Genomic DNA, 23,810 nt, shown 5'->3' on the forward strand with positions numbered 1-23,810 from the left:
CCGATTGCGCAACCCGGCCAGAGCGGCAAAAACCTGCCGCCCGACCGGCAAAAACCTGCCGCATGGCCCTGGGCGCGCCCGGCTGGCCCGCCTGCGCACCCCATGAAATCCACGGAAAACCAAGCTTTCCGCAAAATGGCACGGCCATTGCTTACCCATTGGGCGACGCATTCTGTCCATCGCTTATGACGGCAGATGCAGCCATTGGTTAAGAGGATTGGTCCCATGGGGGCAGACAGGCTTTTTGGAATGCACGGCACGGCGCTGCAGCTGCGATCGCAGCGGCTGTCGATGCTGGCATCGAACATCGCCAATGCCGCGACGCCCGGATACAAGGCGCGCGACCTGGACTTCGACAAGGCGATGCAGCGCGTGCAGGGTGGCGACAGCCTGGACGCGGCGCTGGGCGAAAATGCGGGCTACCGCGTTCCGCTGCAGCCTTCGATGGACGGCAACACGGTGGAGCTTTCCACCGAGCAGACCTTGTTTGCCGAAAACGCCATCGGCTATTCGACCACCCTGTCGTTCCTTGAGGGCCGCGTCGCGACGCTGACCCGCGCGATCAAGGGAGAATAAGCCATGCCAGGCCCCATGAACATCTTCGACATTTCCGGACGGGCGATGTCGGCGCAGCTGTCGCGGCTCAACACCACCGCGTCGAACCTCGCCAATGCGCGCACCACCTATTCGAGCGAGGCTGAGGCCTATCGCGCGATCAAGCCGGTGTTCAAGACCATCGAGGAAAGCCCCGGCGTCGCCACAGTGCAGGTCGACAAGGTGATCCAGTCGGACATCAAGCCGGTCAAGCGGCACGACCCGACCAACCCGCTGGCGGACGAGGAAGGCTATGTCTGGGATGCCGGGGTCGACGAGACCGCCGAGCTGATCGATATGCTCGAGACCGCCCGGCAGTACCAGAACAACGTGCAGGTGATGCAGACCGCCAAGTCGCTGATCCTCGATACCGTAAGGATGGGCAAATGACGACGATTGCAGGCGATTTTGCCACCACCCAGACCAAGACGCAGACGGTTGCCGCCAAGAACAGTCAGGAATCGCTCGGCCAGGCCGCGTTCCTGAAGCTGATGACCGCGCAGCTCAAGTTCCAGGATCCGTTCGATCCGGTCGACAACCAGGCGATGGTGGGCCAGATGGCGCAGTTCAGCCAGGTTGCCGGCATTTCCGAAATGAACGCCTCGCTCAAGGCCATCGCGGGCGGCTTCGGCACCTCGCGGCTGTCGGAGGCCGCAAGCTTCATCGGCCGGTCGGTGCTGCAGGATGGCGACACCGCGCATGCCGATGCCGAGGGCCGCTATCGCGGCGAATTCACCGTCAATGCGCCTGCACAGAATGTCGCAGTCGAATGGCTGAATGCCGCAGGCGAAGTGGTTCACACCCAGCAGCTGGGCAACGTCAATGCGGGCAAGGTGCCGTTCGAGCTGATCAGCCAGGACGACGCCGGAAACCCGGTCGATGTCGGCGCGCTCAAGGTCCGCGTCACCGGCGCAGCGCCCGCCACGATGTCGGTCTGGCTGCCTGTGACGGCGGTCGAATCCAGCAGCAACGGTGCAGAAGCCATGCTGGTGACCCCGGCAGGCAACATCTCCGCCGCCAGCGCCAGACGCATCGGCTGACAAGATTTCCTTCCCCTTATCCACGATCCAGATTTCACTGAGGAGTAAGCCCAAATGTCCTTCGTCACCTCGCTGAGCGGCCTGAAAGCGGCCCAGACCGATCTTTCGGTCGTTTCCAACAACATCGCCAACGGCAACTCGATCGGCTTCAAGAAGAGCCGTGCCGCCTTTGGCGATCTTTTCGCATCCGCGCCCACGCAGAGCACCAAGTCGGTCGCCGGCCAGGGCGTGCGCCTCAACGGCATCGTCCAGCAGTTCACGCAGGGCTCGCTCAACTCGACCGATCGCACGCTCGATCTGGCGGTCGCCGGCGACGGCTTCTTCGTCGTCAAGGGCCAGCCCCCGCGCGAGGCGCAGAGCTATACCCGCAACGGCTCGTTCTCGGTCAATGTCGACCGCGAAGTCGTCGACAACACCGGCAACAAGGTGCAGCTGCTGCCGGTCAACGCTGCAGGCCAGGTCACCTCGACCGCCAATGCCGACATGTTCGATTTCGTGCTGCCCCAGACCGATCCCAACGATCCGTCCGCCGTGCTCTCCAACATCACCGTCGCCGATGACGGCGCGGTCACCGCGACCTTCTCCAACGGCAGCCAGACCCGGCTGGGCGCGATTGCCATGGCAAGCTTCGCCGCGGTCGAGGGCCTTCGCCCGATCGGCGATTCGCACTGGCAGGCAACCGGCGATTCGGGCGTCGCGCTGCTCAACCAGGCCGGCAACGGCCCGCTGGGCACCGTCCGTTCGGGCACGCTGGAAGCGGCGAACATCGACCTGACCGAAGAGCTCGTCGCGCTGATCGCGGCGCAGCGCAACTTCCAGGCGAACGCCCAGGCGATCGAAACCGCCAACAACATGACCCAGACGATCGTCAACCTCCAGGTCTGATGACGGCTGAGTGACTGACCTTTCCACCTCAAGACACGGTGCCCTGACATGGACAAGATGATCCACACCAACCTCAAGGCCATGCAGGGCATCATGAACCGGCAGACGGCCATCGCCAACAACATGGCAAATGCCGATACCACCGGTTTTCGTGCCGAGATCGTCAACGCCCGCGCGCTATATATCCAGGGCGAGGGTCTCGACAGCCGCGTCTCCACCAGCGAGGCGGTGATCGGCGCGGACATGAACGGTGGTACGATCGAGAACACCGGCGGGGTGCTGGACATCGCGCTCAACGGCGATGCGCTGCTGGGGGTCCAGGCCGCCGACGGCGCCGAAGCCTATACAAGGCGCGGCGATCTGGTGGTCAACGAGACCGGATTGCTCACCACCGGCGACGGCCACCCGGTGCTCGGCCAGAACGGTCCGATCACCCTGCCCTCTGCCGACAGGATCACCATCGCCTCGAACGGGGCGATCTCGATCGTTCCGGTCGGCGGCGATCCGGCCCAGCCGATCGAGGCGGGCCGACTGAAGCTGGTCAGCCCGCAGGGCAGCGAGATCAAGAAGGGCCGCGACAACCTGTTTCGCGTGCCCGGCGATGGCGTGCTGCCCGATGACCCCGATGCCAGCGTCACCACCGGCGCGCTGGAAGGATCGAACGTCAACATGACCCAGTCGCTGGTCGACATGATCGAGGCCAGCCGCGCCTGGGAGACCCAGGTCAAGATGCTGACCACCGCGCAGGAAATGGACGATAGCGGCGCGCGCATCATGCAGATGCCCGCTTGACCCCCAACGGAGTGAATTGAGATGAGCAACGGAGCCCTTCAGGTCGCCCGCACCGGGCTGGACGCGCAGAACACCAAGATGCGCGTCATCGCCAACAACCTGGCCAACGTGAACACCACCGGTTTCAAGCGCGACCGCGCCAACTTCGAGACTTTGGCCTATCAGCAGCAGATCGCGCCCGGTGCGCGCGCCGATGCGCAGAACCGCTATGCCACCGGGCTTTCGGTCGGCACCGGGGTGAAGGTCGCCGGCACCAGCCGCATCGACACCCAGGGCTCGGCGCAGATTACCAACAACGCGCTCGATCTGATGATCGAGGGCAATGGCTATTTTCAGGTCCAGCTTCCCGATGGCAGCTTCGCCTTCACCCGCGCGGGCAATTTCAACCAGACCGCCGAAGGCCTGCTGGTCACGCCCGAAGGCCTGCCGGTCGTCCCCAACATCCAGATCCCGCCCGGCGTCACCGGAATCACCATCGGCGCCGACGGCATGGTCTCGGCCACGCTGGCCGGACAGGCCGAACCCAGCGAGCTCGGCCAGATCGAGATCGCCAGCTTCGTCAATCCGGCGGGCCTGCAGTCGCTGGGCGACAACCTGCTCGCGCAGACCGCAGCCAGCGGCCCCGCCGTCACCGGCGCTGCCGGGCTGGAGGGCCGCGGCAAGGTGCGCCAGGGCGCGCTCGAGGGATCGAACGTCAACATCGTCGAGGAGCTGGTCGACATGATCGAGACCCAGCGCGCCTATGAGGTCAACTCCAAGATGATCCAGGCGACGGACGAAATGCTCCAGTTCGCCAACCAGCAGATGGGTTGAGGATATTAAATGACGCGCAGCAACAATAACCACGGCATCGTGCCCCCTCTCTCCTCCCGCTTGCGGGAGGGGTGCTCGCAGGGCGCGTCGCAGGGGGACGCCCGCGCTTTTGCTGCGCCGGCCCTGCCCCTCCCGCAAGCGGGAGTGGAGAAAATGCGTTCGCCAGCTCGCGCCGGTATGGTCGCAGCCATCGCGCTTTCGCTCGTCATGTCCGCCTCCCCCGCCTACGCCAAGAAGAAGAAGCAGCCGATCCAGCCCGATCCGGAGTACGCACCGACCCTGTCGATGCCGCGTCCGGCGCCGGCTGTGCCCAATGGCGCGATCTTCCAGGCGAGCAACGGTTATTCGGCGCTGACCAACGGCGCGCGCGCCGGGATGGTGGGCGATGTGCTGACCATCGCTCTGGTCGAGCGCACCCAGGCGGCCAAGTCGAACGGCGCCAACACCGATCGCAACGGCAGCATCGGCATCACGCCACCTGCCACCGGCCCGCTGAGCTTCTTCAACCCCAGCGATATCGGCATGGGCGGCAACACCACCTTCCAGGGCGCCGGCACCGCGCAGCAGTCGAATTCGCTCCAGGGCCAGGTCACCGTCACCATCGCCGAGGTCTATCCCAACGGCACCATGCTGGTGCGCGGTGAGAAGCTGATCAGCCTCAATAGGGGTTCGGAGCATATCCGTTTCAGCGGCATCGTCCGCGCGGTCGATATCGGTCCGGAAAACATCATCCCGTCCTCGCGCGTCGCCAATGCCCAGATCATCTATGGCGGCAGCGGCGAAATCGCCCGCGCCAGCCAGAAGGGCTGGCTGCAGCGCTTCTTCGAAATCATCAGTCCGTTTTGAAGGCCACTGACATGACCCTTTCCTTCCCCCAAATGGTTCGCGCGCTGACCGCGCTGGCGCTGGCGCTGCTGGCGGCCGTGCAGCCTGCTCATGCCGAGCGGATCAAGGATCTGGGCGGATTCCAGGGCCTTCGTGCCAACCAGCTGACCGGCTATGGCATCGTCGTGGGGCTTCCGGGCACCGGCGACGACAATCTGCAATATGCGACGCTGGCGATGCGCGGCGTGACCAACCGCTTCGGCCTGTCGCTGCCGCCGGGGCTCAACCCCGCCACCCGCAACGCCGCTGCCGTGATGGTGACGGCAGAGCTGCCGCCGATGGCCAAGCCCGGCCAGCGGCTGGATGTCACCGTGTCCGCGATCGGCCAGGCCAAGTCGCTGCGCGGCGGCACGCTGATCATGATGCCGCTGCTCGGTGCCGACGGCCAGATCTATGCCATGGCGCAGGGCAACCTCGCCGTGGGCGGGCTGGGCGTGACCGGCGCGGACGGCTCCAACACCGTCGTCAACATTCCCTCGGTGGGCCGCATCGCTGCGGGCGCCACGGTCGAACGCGTGGTCGAGACCGGCTTCGAGCAGACCCCCTATCTGCTGTTCAACCTGACCGATGCCGACCTCACCACCGCGATGCGCGTGGCCGACGCGATCAACAGCCAGTTCGGCTATGCGCTCGCGGTCGCCAATGACGCGGTCTCGGTGCGCATCGCAGCGCCCGTCACCGCGCAGGAGCGCGTGCTGATGATGTCCCGGATCGAGAATATCGCGGTCACCCCGGCAGAGGCCGCAGCGAAAGTAATTGTTAATGCCCGCACCGGCACGGTCGTTATCAATGGCGCAGTGCGGATTAGCCCTGCCGCAGTCAGCCATGGCAAGCTGACCGTGAAAGTGCAGGAAGCCCCGACTGTCGTTCAGCCCGCGCCCTTCAGCGATGGCCAGACCGCCGTGGAACAGCGCAGCCAGATCGAAATCGAAGAACAGACCAACCCGGCGTTCGAGATCACAAAAGGTGCAAACTTGTCGGAGATTGTCGAGACCATCAATGCCATCGGTGCATCGCCCAGTGATCTGGCCGCGATCCTGGAAGCATTGAAGCAGGCCGGCGCTCTGAAGGCGGAGCTGGTGATACTGTGACCGTGATGCCCGCCTCTGCCGCGTTCCCGCTGGCCCGCACCAGCGCTGCGCTGCCGCTCGGCAAGCCCGCCGCGTCCGCTGCCGGTGCCGCATCCGCGACCGCGTCTGCTGCAGCCGGTGCGACCGGCGATGCCAGGACGCAGGAACTGCGCAAGGCTGCCGAATCGTTCGAGGCGGTGTTCCTGCGCCAGATGATCGGCGCGATGCGCAGCGCCACCAAGGGCGACACGCTGCTGGGGTCCGACGCCGGCAACCAGTTCCGCGACCTCATGGATTCGCGGCTTGCCGACGACATGGCCGGCAAGCAGAGCTTCGGTATTGCCGAGATGGTGCTCAAGCAGTTCGGGGTGGATGACAAATGAGCGACCTGCTGGGCATCGGCCGTTCGGGCCTGCGAGCCTATGCGCGCTCGATGGAAACCGTGTCGCACAACATCGCGAACGCGGAGAACCCCGATTATGTCCGCCGCACCACGCTGCTTGCCGACGCAACCGTGTCGGGCAAGCTCAACCCGCTTTACAGCGCGCAGACCGGGCTCAACGGCGTGCGGATCGACAGCGTCTCACGCTCGTCGGACGAGTTTCTCGAGGCGCAGGTCCGCCAGTCGGGCGCCTCGCGCATCCGCACCGAGACCCAGGCCAGCTGGATGGAGCGGATCGAGACCAATCTCGACAATGCCGGGTCCAATGTCGGTACCCGGCTCAACAGCTTTTTCGGTCGCGGCGAAGAACTGGCCGCAGCCCCGTTCGACAGCGCGCTGAGGCTGACCTTCCTGAGCGAGATGGAATCGGTGGTCGATTCGTTCCGCCGCACGTCGCGGAGCCTCGAGCTGACCCGCGACCAGGTGAGCCAGACCGCGGATCTCGAAGCGCTGACGCTCAATTCGGCGCTCGAGAACCTCAACGAGATTAACCTCAACATCACCCGCACCCCGGTGGGCACCGATGCGCATGCCGGACTGCTCGACGCGCGCGATTCGATGCTCGCGGTGATCAGCGAGAAGCTGGACGCCACCGTCGCGCTTTCGGGCAACGGCACCGCGACCGTGACCTATGACGGCCAGACGCTGGCCGGGGTCAACATCGCCTCCACCGTCACGGTCGCCACCAATGCCGATGGCAGCCTGGGCATCCTGATCGACGGCAACGCCGCCCGCTCGCCCAGCAACGGATCGCTCGCAGGGCTCAGCCGCGCGGGCGCGACCGCGCAGACCCGGCTGACCGAACTGGAGGCGCTTGCCCGCCAGTATGTCGACGACGTCAACGCCTGGCAGGCCAATGGCCGCACCGATGCGGGCGCCGCAGGCGGTCCGCTGCTCGCGATGACCGGCGGCGTTTCGACGCTGGCGGTGACCACCACCGCGATCGCCGATCTGGCGCTGGCCAGCGCCGATGGCGCGCCCAACGGCAATCTGCTGAACATGCCGGCACTGCGCACGGCGGACGGCGTGGAGACGCGCTGGAATAATTTCATGGCAGGCCACGCCACCGCGCTCGCCTCGATCCGCAGCGAGGCCGCCGCCGCCACCGCGCTCGACAGCAGCGCGCGCAGGCAGCGCGACAGCGTGTCGCGGGTCGAGCTCGACCGCGAAGCTGCCGACCTGATCCGGCTGCAACAGGCCTATGAAGCGTCGGCCCGCGTGATCCAGATCGCGCGCGAAACGCTCCAGTCCATTCTGTCGATTTTTTGAGGCCGGGATAAGATAACATGGTCCAGTCAGTGAACCGCTACCGTGCTCCCGAGGCTGTCGCCCAGCAGATCCAGCTGAGCCAGCTGATCGCCAAGCAGCAGGCGCTGGTGGGCGGCGAAAGCCGGGTCGCCCGGCCGTCCGACGACCCCAAGGCATGGCTCGAAGTCGCCAACATCTCGCAGTTCCAGACCAACGAAGCGGCGTGGACCAACAACCTGGGCCGCGCCGAAACCCGCGCGAGCCAGGCCGAGGCCAGTCTCAACACCATCGTCAGCGGCCTGATCCGCACGCGCGAGCTGCTGCTCCAGGCCAATTCAGGCACGATCTCTCCCACCGATCCGGAATCGCTGGCGCTGGAAGTGGACGGGCTTGCCTCGGACTTCGGTGATGCGCTCAACCAGCGCGACAATTATGGCGGCCAGCTGTTCGGCAGCGGTCCGCCGATCCGTGTGCCGATCAGCGACGGGCGCACCACGGTGGCGTCCCCCAACTTGGATACGGTGCGCGAGGGAATTCCCGTGGGCGGCGGGGCGACAGCCTCGCTCGACGAGATCATGGCCGCGACCGCGGATTCGATCCGCAACGGCGATGGCGCGGATCGCGCCGCGCAGCTCAATGCGCTCGATGGCGCGCTCAACCGCATGACCCAGCTGCTCACTCAGCAGGGCGTAGTCCGCACCACGCTGGAATCGACCCGCGACCAGCTCGAACAGAGCAAGCTGTCGCTTGCCGGGCGCCGATCGGAGCTTTCGGATGCCAATGTCACCGAGGCGCTGACCCGGCTGCAGTCGCTGATGACCAATCTGCAGGCAACCCAGGCGGTTTACGGCCAGATATCGCAACAGAACCTGTTCGATTATCTCCGTTAACGAAAAATCGTTATTTATTAACCCTGTTTTGCCCTTAACCACGACTGGCGAAAGCCGTTCTACGATCTGAACGGGCCGATTTGCGGCCCAATTGCGCCACCTTTGTGGTGCGATTTATCGGATCGAGGGAACCGCCATGTTCGCTGCTATTGGCTTTGTCGTCCTGATTGTCATGGTGTTCGGCGGTTTCATCATCGCCGGGGGCAGCATGGGCGTCATCCTGCACGCCTTGCCGCTGGAAATGATGATCATCGGCGGCGCAGCTGCGGGCTCCATGCTGATCGGCAACTCCGGATCGCACCTGAAGGCCATCGGCGGCGGCGTCATGACGGCGTTCAAGGGCTCCAAATACAAGAAGCAGGATTTTCTCGACTGCATCTTCCTGGTGTCCAAGCTGATGAAGATGCTGCGCACGGAAGGCCCGGTGGCACTGGAACCGCATATCGAGGATCCGGCCAGCTCGCCGGTGTTTTCCGAATATCCCACGCTGCTCAAGGATTCGACGCTGGTCCACCTGATCTGCGATTCGCTGCGTCTGGTCGTCGTCTCGTCGGGCCAGCTCGATCCGCACGCGGTGGAGGACGTCGTCGATCAGGCGATCAAGACCCACCATCATGAAGCCATCGCACCCGCCGACGGCCTGCAGAACCTCGCCGATGCGCTGCCCGCACTGGGCATCGTCGCGGCGGTTCTCGGCATCGTCAAGACGATGGGTTCGATCGACAAGCCGCCCGCCATTCTGGGCGAGATGATCGGTTCGGCACTGGTGGGAACGTTCTTGGGGATTTTCCTGGCCTATGGCCTGGTCGGTCCGCTTGCCAACCGCTGCCGCCAGGTGATCGAGGCCGATGGCGCGATGTACCACGTCGCCAAGCAGATCATCATCGCATCCCTGCACGGCCACCCGCAGCCGCTGGTTATCGAGGCCGCGCGCTCGAGCCTGGGCCATGCCAACCAGCCAACGTTCGCCGACGTGTTCGACGGCATGCGGGGTCGTTAAGCCATGGCCGCCAAGCGCAAGCCCGATCCGGTCGAGAATGTTCGCCCGATCATCGTCAAGAAGATCATCGAGGAAGGCCATGGCGGCCATCACGGCGGTGCATGGAAGGTGGCCTATGCCGACTTCGTGACCGCAATGATGGCGTTCTTCCTGCTGATGTGGCTGCTTGGCGCCACCGAGGAAAAGGACCGCAAGGCGATTGCGGACTATTTCGCGCCCACGATGGTGCAGCTGAAGAACGGTAGCGCCGGCACCAACGGCCTGTTCGGCGGCGAATCGATCGTCGACCGCGACAGCTATGCCAAGCGCGCGTCACAGACCGGCACCCGAGCGATCACCATTCCGCAGGATGCAACCGGCACCAATGACGACAAGGGCAAGGCGGCACGCAGCGCGCAGCAGGCGCAGTTCGAGCAGCTGAAGAAGGAAATCGAGCAGCGGCTAGAAGCGCGCAAGGACCTACAGAAGCTGATGAAGAACGTCCGCTTCACCGACACGCGCGAGGGTCTGCGGATCGATCTGGTCGACGAGGCGGACTTCAGCATGTTCGCATTGTCCACCGACGCACTGGTGCCCAAGGCCGCCGAACTGCTGCGCGAGGTGGCGCAGGTCATCAACGGCATGCCCAATCCGGTGATCATCCGTGGGCACACCGATGCGCTGCCTTATGCCTCGGGCAAGACGATGAACAACTGGATGCTCTCGACCGCGCGCGCCGAGGCGACCCGCAAGGCGCTGGTCGTGGGCGGGATCGACCCCGGCCAGGTCGCGCGCATCGAGGGCGTGGCCGACAAGGAGCCGTTCAACCCGCAGGACCGCAACGATCCCGCCAACCGCCGCATGTCGATCACGCTTGCCTTTACGGGCAGCGCAGCCGGCGCGGCTGGTGCATCGGGAGCACCTCTGCCCGGAAGCTCGGGCGGATCGACCGCGCCTGCCCTGCCCTCAAGGCCGGTACCGGCACCGGTGCCGAAGAAGTAGCGAAGGGGTTGCGCTAAACGACCTTGCCCGCGCGCCCGGCCAGTTCGACGACATAGTGCCAGGCGATGCGGCCCGAGCGGGCACCGCGCTGTTTTGACCAGCGCAGTGCGTCTTCGGTGTCGAAATGCAGACCATACGCCTGCGCATAGCCAGCGATCATCGCGAGGTATGTGTCCTGATCGCAGGCATGGAAGCCGAGGCTCAGCCCGAACCGGTCGGCGAGCGCCATCCGGTCGTCGACCGCATCGCGCGGGTTGAGCGGATCGTCCTGTTCGCTCATATGCCGCTCGACGATCGCGCGGCGATTGGAGGTGACGGCAAGACGGACATTGCCGGGGCGTGCCATTGCGCCGCCCTCCAGCAGCGAGCGGAGCGACCGCGCCGCGCTGCTCGCCTCGGGCCCATCGAAGCCGATATCGTCGATGAACACGACAAAGCGCCGGTCGATGGTGCCGAGCTGGTCGAACAAAGCGGGGAGCGTGGCGAGCGCATCGGGACCGCCGCCTGCCTGTACCAGCGCGATGGGTGCGTCTTTCGCCTGCAGCGCGGCGACCGCCGCCTTGACCAAGGCCGACTTTCCCATGCCGCGCGCGCCCCAGAGCAGCGCGTCGTGCGCAGGAAGCCCGGCCGCATGACGCCGGATGTTTTCGGCAAGGCTCGTCTTCTGCGCATCGATACCGACCAGCCGGTTGAGGGAGACGGCCTGCAGGTCGCGCACCGCAAGCACGGTGGCCCCGCTCCAGACATAGGCAGGCGCGGCGTTCCAGTCTGTCGGCGGCAGCGGCGGCGGCGCCATGCGCTCGAGCGCAGCGGCGATGCGGGCGAGGGGGTCGGTGGGGTCAGTCATGTCCTAGTCCCCATTTTCGTCACCGCCGCGGAGGCGGGGGCCCCGCTTTCTTCTCGGCACAAAGCGCAGAAGCGGGATTCCCGCGTTCGCGGGAATGACGGAAAAAGGCGTTTGGAGACAGAAACCCCTCACCCCGCCAGGGCTTCGGCATCGAGCGCGTAAAGCAGCTCCGCGCCAGCCATCGCCGCGGCCTTCAGCCCGCTTGCCTCGGGCACCATGCGATCCAGATAAAAACGCGTCGTGACCAGCTTGGCGCTGAGGAAGTCGGCATTGCCCTCGCCTGCGTCCAGCATCGCCTCGGCGGCGCGTTGCTGCTTGAGCATCAGCCAGCCGCTCGTCATCACCGCCATCATCGTGCAATAGGGATAGCTTCCCGCGAGCCGGTCATCGACTCTCGCGCCCACCATGTATTCGGTGACCTCGGCGCAATCGCCCGCCAGCGCCGAGAGCGCAGGATGGTTGCCGCAATCGGCCTGCACACTGGCGATCAGCGAGCGCACGACATCGCCGCCGCCCATGCCCAGCTTGCGCCCGACAAGGTCCGCCGCCTGGATGCCGTTGGTGCCCTCGTAAATCTGCGCGATCCGGATATCGCGGTAATATTGCGCCGCGCCGGTCTCCTCAACATAGCCCATGCCGCCATGCACCTGCACGCCCAATGAGGCGATCTCACTGCCCATGTCGGTGCCATAGGTCTTGGCGAGCGGGGTCAGCAGATCGACCATGTCGCGCGCGCCGTCGACGCCCAGGTTCGCGCGGTCGACATAGCCCGATGCGAAATAGAGCAATGCACGGATCGCCTCGGTGCCCGCCTTCATCCGCAGCAGCATGCGCCGCACATCGGGATGCTCGATGATCGCGACGGGATCGCGGCCGCCACCGGCGCGCGCCGACTGCACGCGCTCGCGCGCGAACCACATCGCCTTCTGCGTCGCGCCCTCGGCAATCTGCACGCCCTGCAGCCCCACATTGAGCCGGGCATTGTTCATCATCGTGAACATCGCGCGCATTCCGCCGAATTCGGGGCCGATCAGCTCGCCGATGCTTTCCCCTTCCTCGCCGAACTGCAGCACGCAGGTGGGCGAGGCGTTGATCCCCATCTTGTGCTCGATCGACACGGTCTTGACGCCGTTCGCCTCGCCGGGATTGCCGTCTGCATCGAGCCGGTACTTGGGGACGAGGAACAGCGAGATGCCCTTGGTGCCCGCAGGCGCATCGGGGGTGCGCGCCAGCACCAGATGGATGATGTTGTCGGCCATGTCATGGTCGCCGAACGAGATGTATATCTTCTGCCCCTTGATCGCATAGGTGCCGTCGCCGCGCGGGGTGGCGGTGGCGCGCAAGGCCCCCACATCGCTGCCCGCCTGCGGTTCGGTGAGGTTCATCGTGCCGGTCCACTCGCCGGTCGCGAGCCTGGGGAGATACAGAGCCTGCTGCTCTGCGCTGCCATGATGGTGCAGCGCCTCGATCGCGCCGACGGTGAGGATCGGGCAGAGCGCGAACGCCATGTTGGCCGCGCCCAGCGAATCCAGCGCGACGGTGGCGAGCGAAAACGGCAGGCCTTGGCCGCCATGATCGGCAGGAGCGCTCAGCGCGCTCCATCCGGCCTCGACATAATGCTGATACGCGTCGCGAAAGCCTTCGGGCATCTTCACCGCGCCATCGATCAGCCTTGCGCCCACGGTGTCGCCGATGCGGTACAGCGGCGCGAACTCGCCCGCCGCAAACTCGCCCACGCCCTCGACGATCGCCTCGACCAGATCGGGGGTCGCCTCGGCAAAGCGTTCGAACGACGCCAGCTCCTCGATGCCGGTGATGGTCTTGAGCACGAACAGCTGTTCGGTGGTCGGTGCGCTGAATGTCATGTCTTTTCCCTGCTGTGCCTTGCGTCCTCGCGCTGTATAGGCACCAACATGCCCGCTTCCAAGCCTTCAGACACGCAGATCATGCCCGCCGACGACGCCGCGATCGGCCGCGCGGTGGCGATCCTGAGCGAAGGCCGTCCGGTCGCGCTGCCCACCGAAACGGTCTATGGCCTCGCCGCGGATGCCGCGCGCGCCGATGCCGTAGCGGCGATCTATCGCACCAAGGGCAGGCCCGATTTCAACCCACTGATCGTGCACGTGCCGGATATGGACGCCGCGCGGCGCCTCGCCTTTTTCGACGAGCGTGCAGAAAAACTTGGCCAAGCCTTCTGGCCGGGTCCGCTGACATTGGTCCTGCCGCTGGCGGACGACGCACCGATTGCGCCTGCGGTGACCGCCGGCCTGCCGACCATCGCGCTGCGCTGCCCGGCGCACCCGGTGATGCGCGGCGTGCTGACCGCTGGCGGCATGTTGCTCGCCGCGCCCTCGGCCAACCGAAGCGGGGGGATAAGCCCAACCACCGCGGCGCATGTCGCAGCCAGCCTGGGCGACGCCGTTCCTCTGATCCTGGATGGCGGACCGTGCACCGCAGGGCTGGAATCGACGATAGTTGCGCTGCGCAACTTTGCGGGCGCCGCGGCAGGCTGGCAGCTGCTGCGCCCGGGCCCGATCGACCCCGCTGAAATCGCTGCGCTGCTGGGCGAGGCCCCGCTGCCGCTGACCGATCACGCGATCGAGGCGCCCGGACAGCTCGCCAGCCATTATGCGCCGAGCAAGCCCGTGCGATTGGGCGCGGCGCAGGCCGGGCCGGACGAATGGCTGATCGGCTTTGGCGAGGTTCAGGGCGACGACACGCTGTCTGCAGCCGGCGATCTCGCCGAGGCGGCGGCGAACCTCTATGCCGCGCTGCATCGCGCCGATGCTTCGCCCCGGCTGCGCATCGCGGTGGCGCCGGTGCCGGGCGACGGCATGGGCGCTGCGATCAACGACCGGTTGCGCCGCGCGGCCGCCTAGGTCCTGCGCCTGCCGGGGCAAACACCGCGCCCCCCGAAAACGGCGTGACGCGGCCTGCGCCGGGCATTAGGGTTGCGGCCATGGCAGACATCCAACCCGCAACCGCCACTCCGGCATCGCTTCAGGCCCCGGCCGAACCCGCGGTCATCCGCCGCGCCGATTACCAGCCGCCCGACTGGTGGGTGAAGACGGTCGCGCTCGAATTCGACCTCGATCTGTCCGCCACCCAGGTGTCCGCAACGCTGCAGATCGAGCGCAATGGCGATCACGAGCGGCCGCTGCGGCTGGACTGCGACGGCGCGCTGCCCGGCTCGATCAGCGTGGATGGCGTGGCAGCCAACTGGCGGCACGAGGGCGACGGGATCGCGGTCGATGTCTCCGCCCCCCGCGCCACCGTGCAGCTCAGCACCACGATCGCGCCCGATACCAACACCCAGCTGATGGGGCTGTTCGCGTCGAACGGCATGCTGTGCACCCAGTGCGAGGCCGAGGGCTTCCGCCGGATCATCCCGTTCGTCGACCGGCCCGACAACATGGCGGTGTATGAGGTGCTGCTGCGCGCCGACAAGGCCCGCTTCCCGGTGCTGCTCGCCAACGGGGCGCTGGTAGATGCCGGCGATCTGGAGGGCGGGCGCCACTACGCCCGCTGGCACGATCCGCACCCCAAGCCGAGCTATCTGTTCGCATTGGTCGCGGGCGATCTGGTGGCAACCCGCGACCATTTCACCACCATGAGCGGTGCGCCGGTCGAGCTTGCGATCTATGTCCGCGAGGGCGACGAGGGCCGCACCGCGCATGCGATGCAGGCGCTCAAGGCCTCGATGGAATGGGACGAGCGCGTCTATGGCCTGGAATACGACCTGCCGGTGTTCAACATCGTTGCGGTCAGCGATTTCAATATGGGGGCGATGGAGAACAAGGGCCTCAACATCTTCAACTCGCGCTACATCCTGGCCGATCCCGATACCGCGACCGATTATGATTACGACGCCATCGAGGGCGTGGTGGCGCACGAATATTTCCACAATTGGTCGGGCAACCGAGTCACCTGCCGCGACTGGTTCCAGCTGAGCCTGAAAGAGGGCTTCACGGTGTATCGTGACCAGTGTTTCTCCGCGGATATGGGATCGGAAGCGGTCAAGCGGATCGAGGATGTGCGGATGCTGCGCGCGACGCAGTTTCCCGAAGATGCAGGGCCGCTCGCGCACCCGATCCGACCCGACAGCTACATGGAGATCAGCAACTTCTATACTTCGACGATCTACAACAAGGGCGCCGAGGTCATCCGCATGATGGCGACGATGGCGGGGCCTGAGCGCTTCCGTGCGGGCTGCGACCTGTATTTCGCGCGCCACGATGGCGAGGCTGCGACCTGCGAACAGTTCGTCCGGGCCATGGAAGATGGTGCGGGGCTCGATCTTGGCCAGTTCCGCCGCTGGTACGAACAGGCGGGCACCCCGCAGGTGCAGGCGCGGCTCGAACATGATGCCGACAGCGCCACCGCAACGCTGCATCTGCGCCAGCAATTCTCGCCCACCCCAGGCCAGCAGGACAAGCCGCTGATGCCGATCCCGCTGCGCACCGCGCTCATCGATCGCGACATGAAGGCGCATCGCGGCGAGCAGCTGGTGATGCTTACCCAGAGCGAGCAGAGCGTGACCTTTACCGGCTTTGCCCACCCGCCGGTGCTGTCGATCAACCGTGGCTTTTCCGCGCCAGTGACGATGGATGTCGCGCGGCGCAGCGGCGACCTGTTGTTCCTGGTGCGCCACGATGATGATCCGTTCGCCCGCTATGAGGCGCTGCAGCAATTGGTCATCGACCGTCTGATCGCGGATATCGGCGAAGAGGGCGCCGCAGCCGAGCGCGCCGCGGCGCTTGAGGACATATTGTCGGTGTTCGGCGATCTGGTCAGCGACCAGAGGCTCGACGATTCGATGCGCACCGAGATCCTCAGCCTGCCGACCGAGGCGTTCCTGGGCGAGCAGATGCTGATCGTACGCCCCGAGGCGATCCATGATGCGCGCCGCGCCCTGCGCAAGGCGATCGGCACGCGGCTGATCGACCAGTGGCGGATCGTGCACGAACGCGCCTCGGCTGTGCCCTATTCGCTCAGCCGCGAGGCGCGCGGCGCGCGCAAGATCAAGTCGCTGGCCTTGGGCTATATCGCCTCGGCCGAAGCCGCCGATGCCGCGACCATCGCCTTTGGCCAGTTCGCGCAGGCCGACAACATGACCGACCGGCAGGGCGCGACGATGGTGCTGGCGAGCATGGCCTGCGACGAACGCGAGACCGCGCTCGACAGCTTCTACAACCGCTATCAGGGCAATGCGCTGGTCATCGACAAATGGTTCTCGCTGCAGACCGGCTCGTCGCACGCCAAGGTGTACGAGCAGACTCTCGAGCTTATCCGGCACAAGGATTTCACGCTGACCAACCCCAACCGGGTGCGCGCGCTCTACTGGCCGTTCGTCTCAAACCAGGCGGCGTTCCATCATGCCAGCGGACGCGGCTATGAGCTGCTGACGGACCTCATCCTGCGGCTGGACCCGATCAACCCGCAGACCACCGCGCGCTTCATCGCACCTTTGGGTCGCTGGCGGCGGTTCGACGAGGATCGGGCGGCAAAGATGCGCGGGTGCCTCGAGCGAATCCTCGCGCAGCCAGGGCTTTCGAAGGACACGACGGAACAGGTGGTGAAGAGCCTTGAATAGGTCCTTCTCCCGGTGGGAGAAGGATACGAAGCCTTGCAGATCCTGAGCTTGTCGAAGGAGATGCTAGGCGCAGTTGGATGAGGGTGACGGGCGGTTGCTCTATAGCCGCCCTGCCCTCACCCAGCTTCGACTAATTCGCTGCGCTCATAAGTCTGCGCAGCCCTCTCCCTCCACGGGAGAGGGGTAACGGGAAACGCATCTTGACCAATACTGACCTCCCCCTCCTCACCTCGCCTGCCCTCGGTGCAATAGCGCACGGCTTTACCGGACGGCGCGGCGGCGTTTCGACCGGGCTGGTCGCGGGACTGAACGTCGGCTTGGGGTCGGACGATGATCCGGCAGCGGTGGCGCAGAACCGCAGGCTGGCGACAGAGGCGATCTTGCCCGGTGGGGCTTTGGTGACGCTGCATCAGGTGCACAGCGCCGATGTCATCCGCGTCAACGCAGCGATCCCCATCGATGACCGCCCCAAAGCCGACGCGATGATCACCGACCGGCCCGGGTTGCTGCTGGGCGTGCTGGGTGCGGATTGCCCGCCGATCCTGTTCGCGGACGAGGCGGCGCAGATCATCGGCGCGGCGCATTCGGGCTGGAAGGGGGCGTTTGCCGGGGTCGGCGAGGCGACGGTCGCCGCGATGGAAAAGCTCGGCGCGGACCGGACGCGGATCGTCGCGGCGATCGGCCCATGCATCCAGCAGAAAAGCTATGAGGTCGATAGCGGCTTCTACGTCCGTTTCTGCGAGGCCGATCCCGAAAACGAGCGCTTCTTCCGCGAAGGCAGGCCCGATCACTACCAGTTCGATCTCGAGGGCTTTATCGCTGCAAGGCTCGCCGGGTGCGGCATCGGCACGGTGCATGTGAGCGGGGTGGACACCTATTCGGACGCGGACAGCTATTACAGCTTCCGCCGCGCGACACATCGTGGCGAGCCGGACTATGGCCGGCAGATGGGGGCGATCGGGTTGCGATCCTGACTCTCCCCTCCCGCTCGCGGGAGGGGTGGCAGAGCCGAAGGCGAAGCCGGGGTGGGGCTGCAGTCTTGCCTTTTCAGGCCCACCCCGGTTCTGCAAGCTGAACCTGCCCCTCCCGCAAGCGGGAGGGAAGACAAGAGGGAACACGTTCGCATTGACCAACATCTGGGGCCTCATCATCGGCATCGCGGGTTTCGCGCTGACCCTTGTCACGCCGGCGCCGGGCGGGATGGAACCGCAGGCGTGGAGCACCGCGGGGCTGGTGTGGTGGATGGCAGCATGGTGGATGACGCAGGTCGTGCCCCTGACCGTCACCGCACTGCTGCCGTTCGTGGTGCTGCCGCTGACCGGGGTGATGAGCGCCAACGACATCGCGGCGGAATATTACTCGCCGATCCTGTTCCTGATCCTGGGTGGCGCGTTTCTGGCGCTGGCGATTGAGCGGGTGGGGCTGCACAAGAGGCTCGCGCTCGCGATCGTCAACCGATCGGGGCACACCTCGGCGCAACTGCTGTTCGCGTTCATGATCGCGACCGCGACGCTTTCGCTGCTGATCTCGAACACCTCGACCACCCTGATCATGGTGCCGATCGCCAGCGCGGTGCTGCTCGCGGGCAATGTGCCTGAGGGCGAGACCGAGGGGCTTCCCGGCGCGCTGATGATGGGCATCGCCTTTGCCGCGTCGATCGGTGGCCTTGGCACCTTGGTCGGATCGCCGACCAATGCGATTGCCGCAGGTCTGCTCGAGAAGACCACCGGCCTGCAGATCGGCTTTGCCGAATGGGCGGCGTACGGCATGCCGATCGTGATCCTTTCGGTGCCGATCGCAGCCTATATCCTTGCCCGTGTGCAGAAGCTCAGCCGCCACCCCTTCGATGTCGATGCCGCGCGCAGCGCGATCGCACGGCAGGACCAGTGGAGCGTTTCCGAGCGGCGGCTGGTGCCGGTGATCGTCTTGGTGGTGGTCGCGTGGATCCTGCAGCCCTGGTTCAGCGACATGCTGCCTGCAGGCGCGCTCACCGACGGAACGATCGCGGTGATTGCAGGGATTGCTTTGTTCATCCTGCCCGATGGCACCGGTCGCCCGATGCTGGTGTGGAAGGAGGCCAATCGCGCGCCGTGGGACGTGATCATGATGTTCGGCGGCGGGCTGGCGCTCGCGGCGGGGATCGGCGCGTCGGGGCTGGACAGCTGGATCGGCACCGCGCTCGAGCCGCTGGCGGGCGTGCCGCTGATCGTCATTGCACTCGCGCTGACCGCTTTGGTCGTGCTGGTCACCGAGTTTGCCAGCAATGTCGCCACCGCGAGCGGGGTGATGCCGGTGGTCGCGGCGCTGATCGTGACCCTGGGGGTCGATCCGGTGCTGCTCGCGATGCCGGTGGCGATGGCGGCGAGCTGGGGCTTCATGCTGCCCTCGGGCACCGGCCCCAACGCGATCGCCTGGGCCAGCGGCAATATCTCGCTGCCGCGCCAGCTGAAGGCCGGGCTGATGCTCGATATCGCAGGCGTTCCCCTCATGGTCGGCACGATCTGGGTGGTTTCCTTTGTAATCAGTTGAGCGCTCGGGCATAGATGGCAGCATAACAAGGGACGGGCCAAAGCCCCGCCCAGACCGCAGGAACCCAATCATGACCGACACTCCGATCAAGCCGATCACCACCCCCACCCCGCGCCGCAAGCCCAAGCCCAAGGTGGCCACTCTGGGTGGTCGCAAACTCAAGCCTGCCACCTTGATGATGGGCCATGGCTTCGACCCGGTGCTCTCCGAAGGATCGCTGAAAGCCCCTATCTTCCTCACCTCGACTTTCGCGTTCGAGAACGCAGCAGCGGGCAAGCGCCATTTCGAAGGGCTGACCGGCAAGCGTCCCGGCGGCGCCGAGGGCCTCGTCTATTCGCGCTTCAACGGCCCCAATCAGGAGATCCTCGAAGATCGGCTGAGCATCTGGGACGATGCCGAAGATTCGCTGGTCTTCTCCAGCGGCATGTCGGCCATCGCGACGCTGCTGCTCGCTTATTGCAGCAACAACGATGTCATCGTCCATTCGGGTCCGCTTTATGCCGCGACCGAGACGATGATCGCGCGCATCCTGTCGCGCTTCGGCATCACCTATCTCGACTTCCCCGCAGGCGCGACCCGCGAGGAAATCGACATGGTGATGGAACAGGCGAAGGACATGGCGACCAGGCAGGGCGGCCGCGTCGCGATGATCTATCTGGAAAGCCCCGCCAACCCGACCAATGCGCTGGTCGATATCGAGGCGGTGGCAGCCTCGCGCGACGCGGTGCTGGGCGGCGAGACCCCGACCCCGATCGCGATCGACAACACCTTCCTGGGTCCGCTGTGGCAGCAGCCTTTGCACCATGGCGCGGACATCGTCGTCTACAGCCTCACCAAATATGTCGGTGGGCACAGCGATCTGGTCGCAGGCGGACTTTCGGGCCCCAAGAAGTGGATGGACCCGGTGCGCGCGCTGCGCAACACCATCGGCACGATCTGCGATCCCAACACCGCCTGGATGCTGATGCGGTCGCTCGAAACGGTCGAGCTCCGCATGAACCGCGCGGGCGAGAACGCGGCAAAGGTCTGCGAATTCCTCGCGCAGCACCCCAAGGTCGATGGCCTAGGCTATCTGGGCATGATCCACGATGCGCGCCAGCAGGACATCTTCGACCGGCATTGCTCGGGCGCGGGATCGACCTTCTCGCTGTTCATCAAGGGCGGTGAGGCCGAGAGCTTCCGCTTCCTCGATTCGATGGTGATCGCCAAGCTGGCGGTCAGCCTGGGCGGCACCGAGACGCTCGCCAGCCACCCTGCGGCGATGACCCATCTGTCGGTGCCCGATGCGCGCAAGGCGGCGCTGGGGATCACCGACAATCTGGTGCGCATCTCGATCGGCGTGGAAGACCCCGACGACCTGATCGCCGATTTCGAACAGGCGCTCGAAGCGGTGTGATCTTGTGTCCGGCCCTCGGCGTGTCCGGGGGCCGGGCAGCTTTCAGCGGCTCATTTCTAGCGGATGGCGCGGTAGGGAACGCCGCCGCTTCCCGCCTGGCGTTGGCGGATCAGGCGGATATAGGTCGCGGCCAGTCCGCCGTTGATCCGGTCCCAGCTGTATTTCTCGCTGCGCCGAACACCGGCCATGCCGCGCGCGTGGCGCAGTTCGGGATTGCCGCAATAGGCCTGCAGCGCATCGGCGAATTCCACTGTCGCACCTGGGCGCACCAACTGGCCGGTCACGCCATGCTCGACCAGGCTTTCGCTGCCGGTCGCGCGCGCGGCGACCACGGGCAATCCGCACGCCATGGCCTCAAGCGTCACGTTGCCGAAGGTCTCGGTGATCGAGGGGTTGAAGAACAGATCCATGCTGGCGACCGCACGGCCCAGATCCGCCCCGCCCTGAAAGCCTGCGAACACCGCGCCGGGAAGCCGCGATTCGAACCAGCCGCGCGCTGGCCCCTCGCCCACCACCAGCACCTGATGCGGCACGTTGCGGCGGATCAGCCGGTCGATGGTGTCTGAGAACACATCGAGGCCCTTTTCCATCACCAGCCGGCCGAGAAAGCCGATCACCGGGACATCGTCCTTCAGCCCCAGGCTGCGGCGCCAGTCCATGTCGCGCACTTGCGGGTTGAAGATGTGCTTGTCGACGCCGCGCGACCAGATGCCGACATCATAGCTCATCCGCTGTTCGCGCAGCACCTGCGCCATCGAATCGGACGGCGCGACGATGGCGTCGCACTTGCGGTACAGGCGGCGCAGGATCGCCTCGAGCACCGGCTCCAGAAACGCCATGTTGTAATAGCGCGGATAGGTCTCGAACCGGGTGTGCACCGACCCCAGCACCGGCAGGTTGTGCTTCTGCGCCCAGCGCACCGCGCTGTGCCCGGCGCTGTCCGGGCTGGAGACATGCACGATGTTGGGCGCGAACCGGTTGAGGTCCTTCTTGATCGACGGCGGCAGCAATGTGGTGACGCGATATTCGCTGCGCCCCGGGATCGGCAGCGAGGGCAGGCTCACCAGATCGCCCGCAGGCTCGAACGCCGGGGTCTTGGTGGTGGGCGAATAGACACGCACCGCCGCGCCATGGTCGAGCAGCCAGCCCACCAGCCGGTTGAGCGCCTGGTTGGCGCCATCGCGCACGTAATTGTAGTTGCCGCTGAACAGCGCGATGCGAAGATCGGAAATATCCATGATCGCCCCGCCTTAGGCGCGCGCCGACCGAAAAGCCAGAGCGCGTGGGCCGCCGCTCACGCCTCTGCCACGGCCTGTTCGACCGGTGGCAGCAGGCGAATGCGCGTGACCCGGCGTTCGTCGCCATCGACGATCTCCAGCCGCCAGCCGCTTTCGTGGTCCAGAATGCGTCCGGGCGCGGGCACCTCGCCCGCCAGGATGAAAGCCAGCCCGCCCAGCGTGTCGACATCCTCGTCGATCTCGCCCAGCGCGGAATCGATCAGCTTGGCGACATCGTCGAGCTCGGCGCGGGCATCCGCGTCCCAGCTGCCGTCCTCGCTGCGGGTCACCAAGGTCTCGGGCTCGTCGTCGTGCTCATCCTCGATGTCGCCGACGATTTCCTCGACCAGATCCTCGATCGTCACCAGCCCCTCGGTGCCCGAATATTCGTCGATGACGATAGCAAGGTGCGTACGCGTCTGGCGCATTTCGGCAAGCAGATCGAGCACGCCCATGGTTTCAGGAACGAAGCGTGGCTGGCGGATCAGATTGTCCCAGGTCTCGGGCCGCTGGCCATCGGTCGCGATGATCGGGAAGACGTCCTTGATATGGACCATGCCGACGATGTGATCGAGCGAACCTTCGTACACCGGCACGCGGCTGTGACCGTGTTCGGCGAAGATCTGGACCAGCGCATCGAAGCTGGCATGCTTGTCGATGGCGATGATGTCGCTGCGCGGCACCGCGACATCATCGACGTCGTGCTCGCTGAAGTGCAGCAGGTTACGCAGCATCTCGCGCTCGACGCGGGACAGGTCTCCCTTGGCGGAAGCTCCGTCGCCATCGTCATCATCCTCATGCTCGTCGATGGCCTCTTCGAGCTGGGCGCGCAACGACTGGTCGTGGCTTTCTCCGAACAGCAGGGCCTTCAGACCCCGCCAAATTCGCCCCGTGCCCTCGTCGTTCGCAGCGGATTTACCGCCGCCATTACTGTCTCCGTCTGCCATGACTGGCTGTATCTTAACCCCGCTCTTGGTTGTTTTGGGAAAGCGCCACGCAATTACGCTGCGTCAATATGGATTGTCCAACCCCAGATTGGCAAGGGCTTTCACTTCCAGCTCCTCCATATGCACCGCATCGGCTTCCTCGATATGGTCATAGCCCACCAGATGCAGCGCGCCGTGCGCGATCAGATGGGTGGCGTGTGCCGCGACCGTGATGCCCTTCTCCGCAGCCTCGCTGGCGCAGGTCTGGAAGGCGAGCATGATGTCGCCGAGCAGCACCTCGCCATCGTCGGTGTTGGCCAGCGCCCCCAGCATATCTGGTTCCAGCATCGGGAAGGACAGCACGTTGGTCGGCTTGTCCTTGCCGCGATAGTCGCGGTTGAGCGCATGGACCTCATCATCGGTTCCGAAATGCACGCTCACCGAGACGGTGAGCCGCGCATCGGCGAGGCTGCCATAGGGGCTGACCGCGAGGGCTGCGGCTACGGCGCGGGTAGCCAGCGCCTCCCAGTCAGTGTCCGACGGCCACAGCGGATCGGTGGAGGTTTCGGTTTCTATCATGGAATCAAGCCCGTCCCGTCATT

Annotated in this window: 23 protein-coding genes; 18 read left to right on the top strand and 5 right to left on the bottom strand. The window is 65.6% G+C overall.

Annotated features, from left to right (window positions below):
* Nucleotides 1–249 precede the first annotated feature (249 nt).
* From IP68_RS14290 to IP68_RS14350, 13 genes are all read left to right on the top strand, one after another.
* On the top strand, nt 250–576 hold the full coding sequence (locus IP68_RS14290) for a flagellar basal body protein (RefSeq protein ID WP_231684021.1): 327 nt from the start codon (nt 250–252) through the stop codon (nt 574–576).
* A 3-nt stretch (nt 577–579) separates the two neighbouring features.
* On the top strand, nt 580–984 hold the full coding sequence (flgC, locus tag IP68_RS14295; protein WP_054135668.1) for a flagellar basal body rod protein FlgC: 405 nt from the start codon (nt 580–582) through the stop codon (nt 982–984).
* Nucleotides 981–1,634 (top strand): flagellar hook assembly protein FlgD, encoded by a 654-nt coding sequence (locus tag IP68_RS14300; protein WP_054135669.1) that lies wholly within the window; start codon nt 981–983, stop codon nt 1,632–1,634. The genes flgC and IP68_RS14300 overlap by 4 nt, the downstream gene beginning before the upstream one ends.
* Nucleotides 1,635–1,688: 54 nt before the next feature.
* Complete coding sequence (locus tag IP68_RS14305) at nt 1,689–2,519, top strand: flagellar hook-basal body complex protein (RefSeq protein WP_054135670.1); 831 nt, start codon at nt 1,689–1,691, stop codon at nt 2,517–2,519.
* A 48-nt stretch (nt 2,520–2,567) separates the two neighbouring features.
* Nucleotides 2,568–3,311, top strand: coding sequence for a flagellar basal body rod protein FlgF (locus IP68_RS14310; RefSeq protein ID WP_054135671.1), 744 nt, complete (start codon nt 2,568–2,570; stop codon nt 3,309–3,311).
* 21 nt (nt 3,312–3,332) lie between these two features.
* Nucleotides 3,333–4,124 carry a flagellar basal-body rod protein FlgG gene (gene flgG / locus IP68_RS14315; RefSeq protein ID WP_054135672.1) on the top strand — a complete coding sequence of 264 codons (792 nt, stop codon included), beginning with the start codon at nt 3,333–3,335 and terminating at the stop codon, nt 4,122–4,124.
* 153 nt (nt 4,125–4,277) lie between these two features.
* Nucleotides 4,278–4,970 carry a flagellar basal body L-ring protein FlgH gene (locus tag IP68_RS14320; protein ID WP_054135673.1) on the top strand — a complete coding sequence of 231 codons (693 nt, stop codon included), beginning with the start codon at nt 4,278–4,280 and terminating at the stop codon, nt 4,968–4,970.
* Between the two features lie 11 nt (nt 4,971–4,981).
* Nucleotides 4,982–6,100, top strand: coding sequence for a flagellar basal body P-ring protein FlgI (locus IP68_RS14325; protein ID WP_054135674.1), 1,119 nt, complete (start codon nt 4,982–4,984; stop codon nt 6,098–6,100).
* Between the two features lie 5 nt (nt 6,101–6,105).
* Nucleotides 6,106–6,462 (top strand): rod-binding protein, encoded by a 357-nt coding sequence (locus IP68_RS14330; RefSeq protein WP_117353348.1) that lies wholly within the window; start codon nt 6,106–6,108, stop codon nt 6,460–6,462.
* The gene (flgK, locus tag IP68_RS14335) at nt 6,459–7,790 is read left to right on the top strand and encodes a flagellar hook-associated protein FlgK (protein ID WP_054135675.1); all 1,332 of its coding nucleotides are present in this window, start codon (nt 6,459–6,461) and stop codon (nt 7,788–7,790) included. The genes IP68_RS14330 and flgK overlap by 4 nt, the downstream gene beginning before the upstream one ends.
* 17 nt (nt 7,791–7,807) lie before the next feature.
* Nucleotides 7,808–8,659, top strand: a complete 852-nt coding sequence (locus IP68_RS14340; RefSeq protein ID WP_054135676.1) for a flagellin — start codon at nt 7,808–7,810, stop codon at nt 8,657–8,659.
* Between the two features lie 136 nt (nt 8,660–8,795).
* Entirely contained in the window at nt 8,796–9,659 is an 864-nt protein-coding gene (gene motA, locus IP68_RS14345) for a flagellar motor stator protein MotA (protein WP_054135677.1), read from the top strand.
* Between the two features lie 3 nt (nt 9,660–9,662).
* Nucleotides 9,663–10,640 (top strand): flagellar motor protein MotB, encoded by a 978-nt coding sequence (locus IP68_RS14350; protein ID WP_054135678.1) that lies wholly within the window; start codon nt 9,663–9,665, stop codon nt 10,638–10,640.
* Nucleotides 10,641–10,653: 13 nt separating this feature from the next.
* Here the strand turns inward: IP68_RS14350 and IP68_RS14355 are convergent, their stop codons facing one another.
* Nucleotides 10,654–11,487: a DUF815 domain-containing protein gene (locus IP68_RS14355; protein ID WP_054135679.1), complete on the bottom strand. Its 834-nt coding sequence runs from the start codon at nt 11,485–11,487 to the stop codon at nt 10,654–10,656.
* A gap of 128 nt (nt 11,488–11,615) precedes the next feature.
* A complete protein-coding gene (locus IP68_RS14360; RefSeq protein ID WP_054135680.1) occupies nt 11,616–13,352 on the bottom strand; it encodes an acyl-CoA dehydrogenase in 1,737 nt (578 codons plus the stop codon).
* Between the two features lie 48 nt (nt 13,353–13,400).
* On the opposite strand from IP68_RS14360, the gene IP68_RS14365 reads away from it, so the two are divergent.
* The 5 genes from IP68_RS14365 to IP68_RS14385 all read left to right on the top strand — a co-directional run bounded on the left by IP68_RS14365 (nt 13,401) and on the right by IP68_RS14385 (nt 21,005).
* Nucleotides 13,401–14,366, top strand: a complete 966-nt coding sequence (locus IP68_RS14365) for an L-threonylcarbamoyladenylate synthase (RefSeq protein WP_054135681.1) — start codon at nt 13,401–13,403, stop codon at nt 14,364–14,366.
* Between the two features lie 80 nt (nt 14,367–14,446).
* Entirely contained in the window at nt 14,447–17,080 is a 2,634-nt protein-coding gene (gene pepN / locus IP68_RS14370) for an aminopeptidase N (RefSeq protein WP_054135682.1), read from the top strand.
* 200 nt (nt 17,081–17,280) lie between these two features.
* Nucleotides 17,281–18,054 carry a peptidoglycan editing factor PgeF gene (gene pgeF / locus IP68_RS14375; RefSeq protein WP_054135683.1) on the top strand — a complete coding sequence of 258 codons (774 nt, stop codon included), beginning with the start codon at nt 17,281–17,283 and terminating at the stop codon, nt 18,052–18,054.
* Nucleotides 18,055–18,205: 151 nt separating this feature from the next.
* Complete coding sequence (locus IP68_RS14380; protein ID WP_054135684.1) at nt 18,206–19,609, top strand: DASS family sodium-coupled anion symporter; 1,404 nt, start codon at nt 18,206–18,208, stop codon at nt 19,607–19,609.
* A 70-nt stretch (nt 19,610–19,679) separates the two neighbouring features.
* Nucleotides 19,680–21,005 (top strand): cystathionine gamma-synthase family protein, encoded by a 1,326-nt coding sequence (locus IP68_RS14385; protein WP_054135685.1) that lies wholly within the window; start codon nt 19,680–19,682, stop codon nt 21,003–21,005.
* A gap of 56 nt (nt 21,006–21,061) precedes the next feature.
* Here IP68_RS14385 and IP68_RS14390 read toward each other — a convergent pair whose 3' ends face one another.
* The 3 genes from IP68_RS14390 to ybeY form a co-directional block, all read right to left on the bottom strand.
* Nucleotides 21,062–22,243 carry a glycosyltransferase family 1 protein gene (locus IP68_RS14390; protein ID WP_054135686.1) on the bottom strand — a complete coding sequence of 394 codons (1,182 nt, stop codon included), beginning with the start codon at nt 22,241–22,243 and terminating at the stop codon, nt 21,062–21,064.
* Nucleotides 22,244–22,299: 56 nt separating this feature from the next.
* Nucleotides 22,300–23,229: a hemolysin family protein gene (locus IP68_RS14395; RefSeq protein WP_054135687.1), complete on the bottom strand. Its 930-nt coding sequence runs from the start codon at nt 23,227–23,229 to the stop codon at nt 22,300–22,302.
* A gap of 63 nt (nt 23,230–23,292) precedes the next feature.
* Nucleotides 23,293–23,787, bottom strand: coding sequence for an rRNA maturation RNase YbeY (gene ybeY, locus IP68_RS14400; RefSeq protein WP_054135688.1), 495 nt, complete (start codon nt 23,785–23,787; stop codon nt 23,293–23,295).
* Nucleotides 23,788–23,810 lie beyond the last annotated feature (23 nt).

The sequence above is a fragment of the Blastomonas sp. AAP25 genome (genome assembly GCF_001295965.1).
In the GTDB taxonomy this organism is placed as follows: domain Bacteria; phylum Pseudomonadota; class Alphaproteobacteria; order Sphingomonadales; family Sphingomonadaceae; genus Blastomonas; species Blastomonas fulva.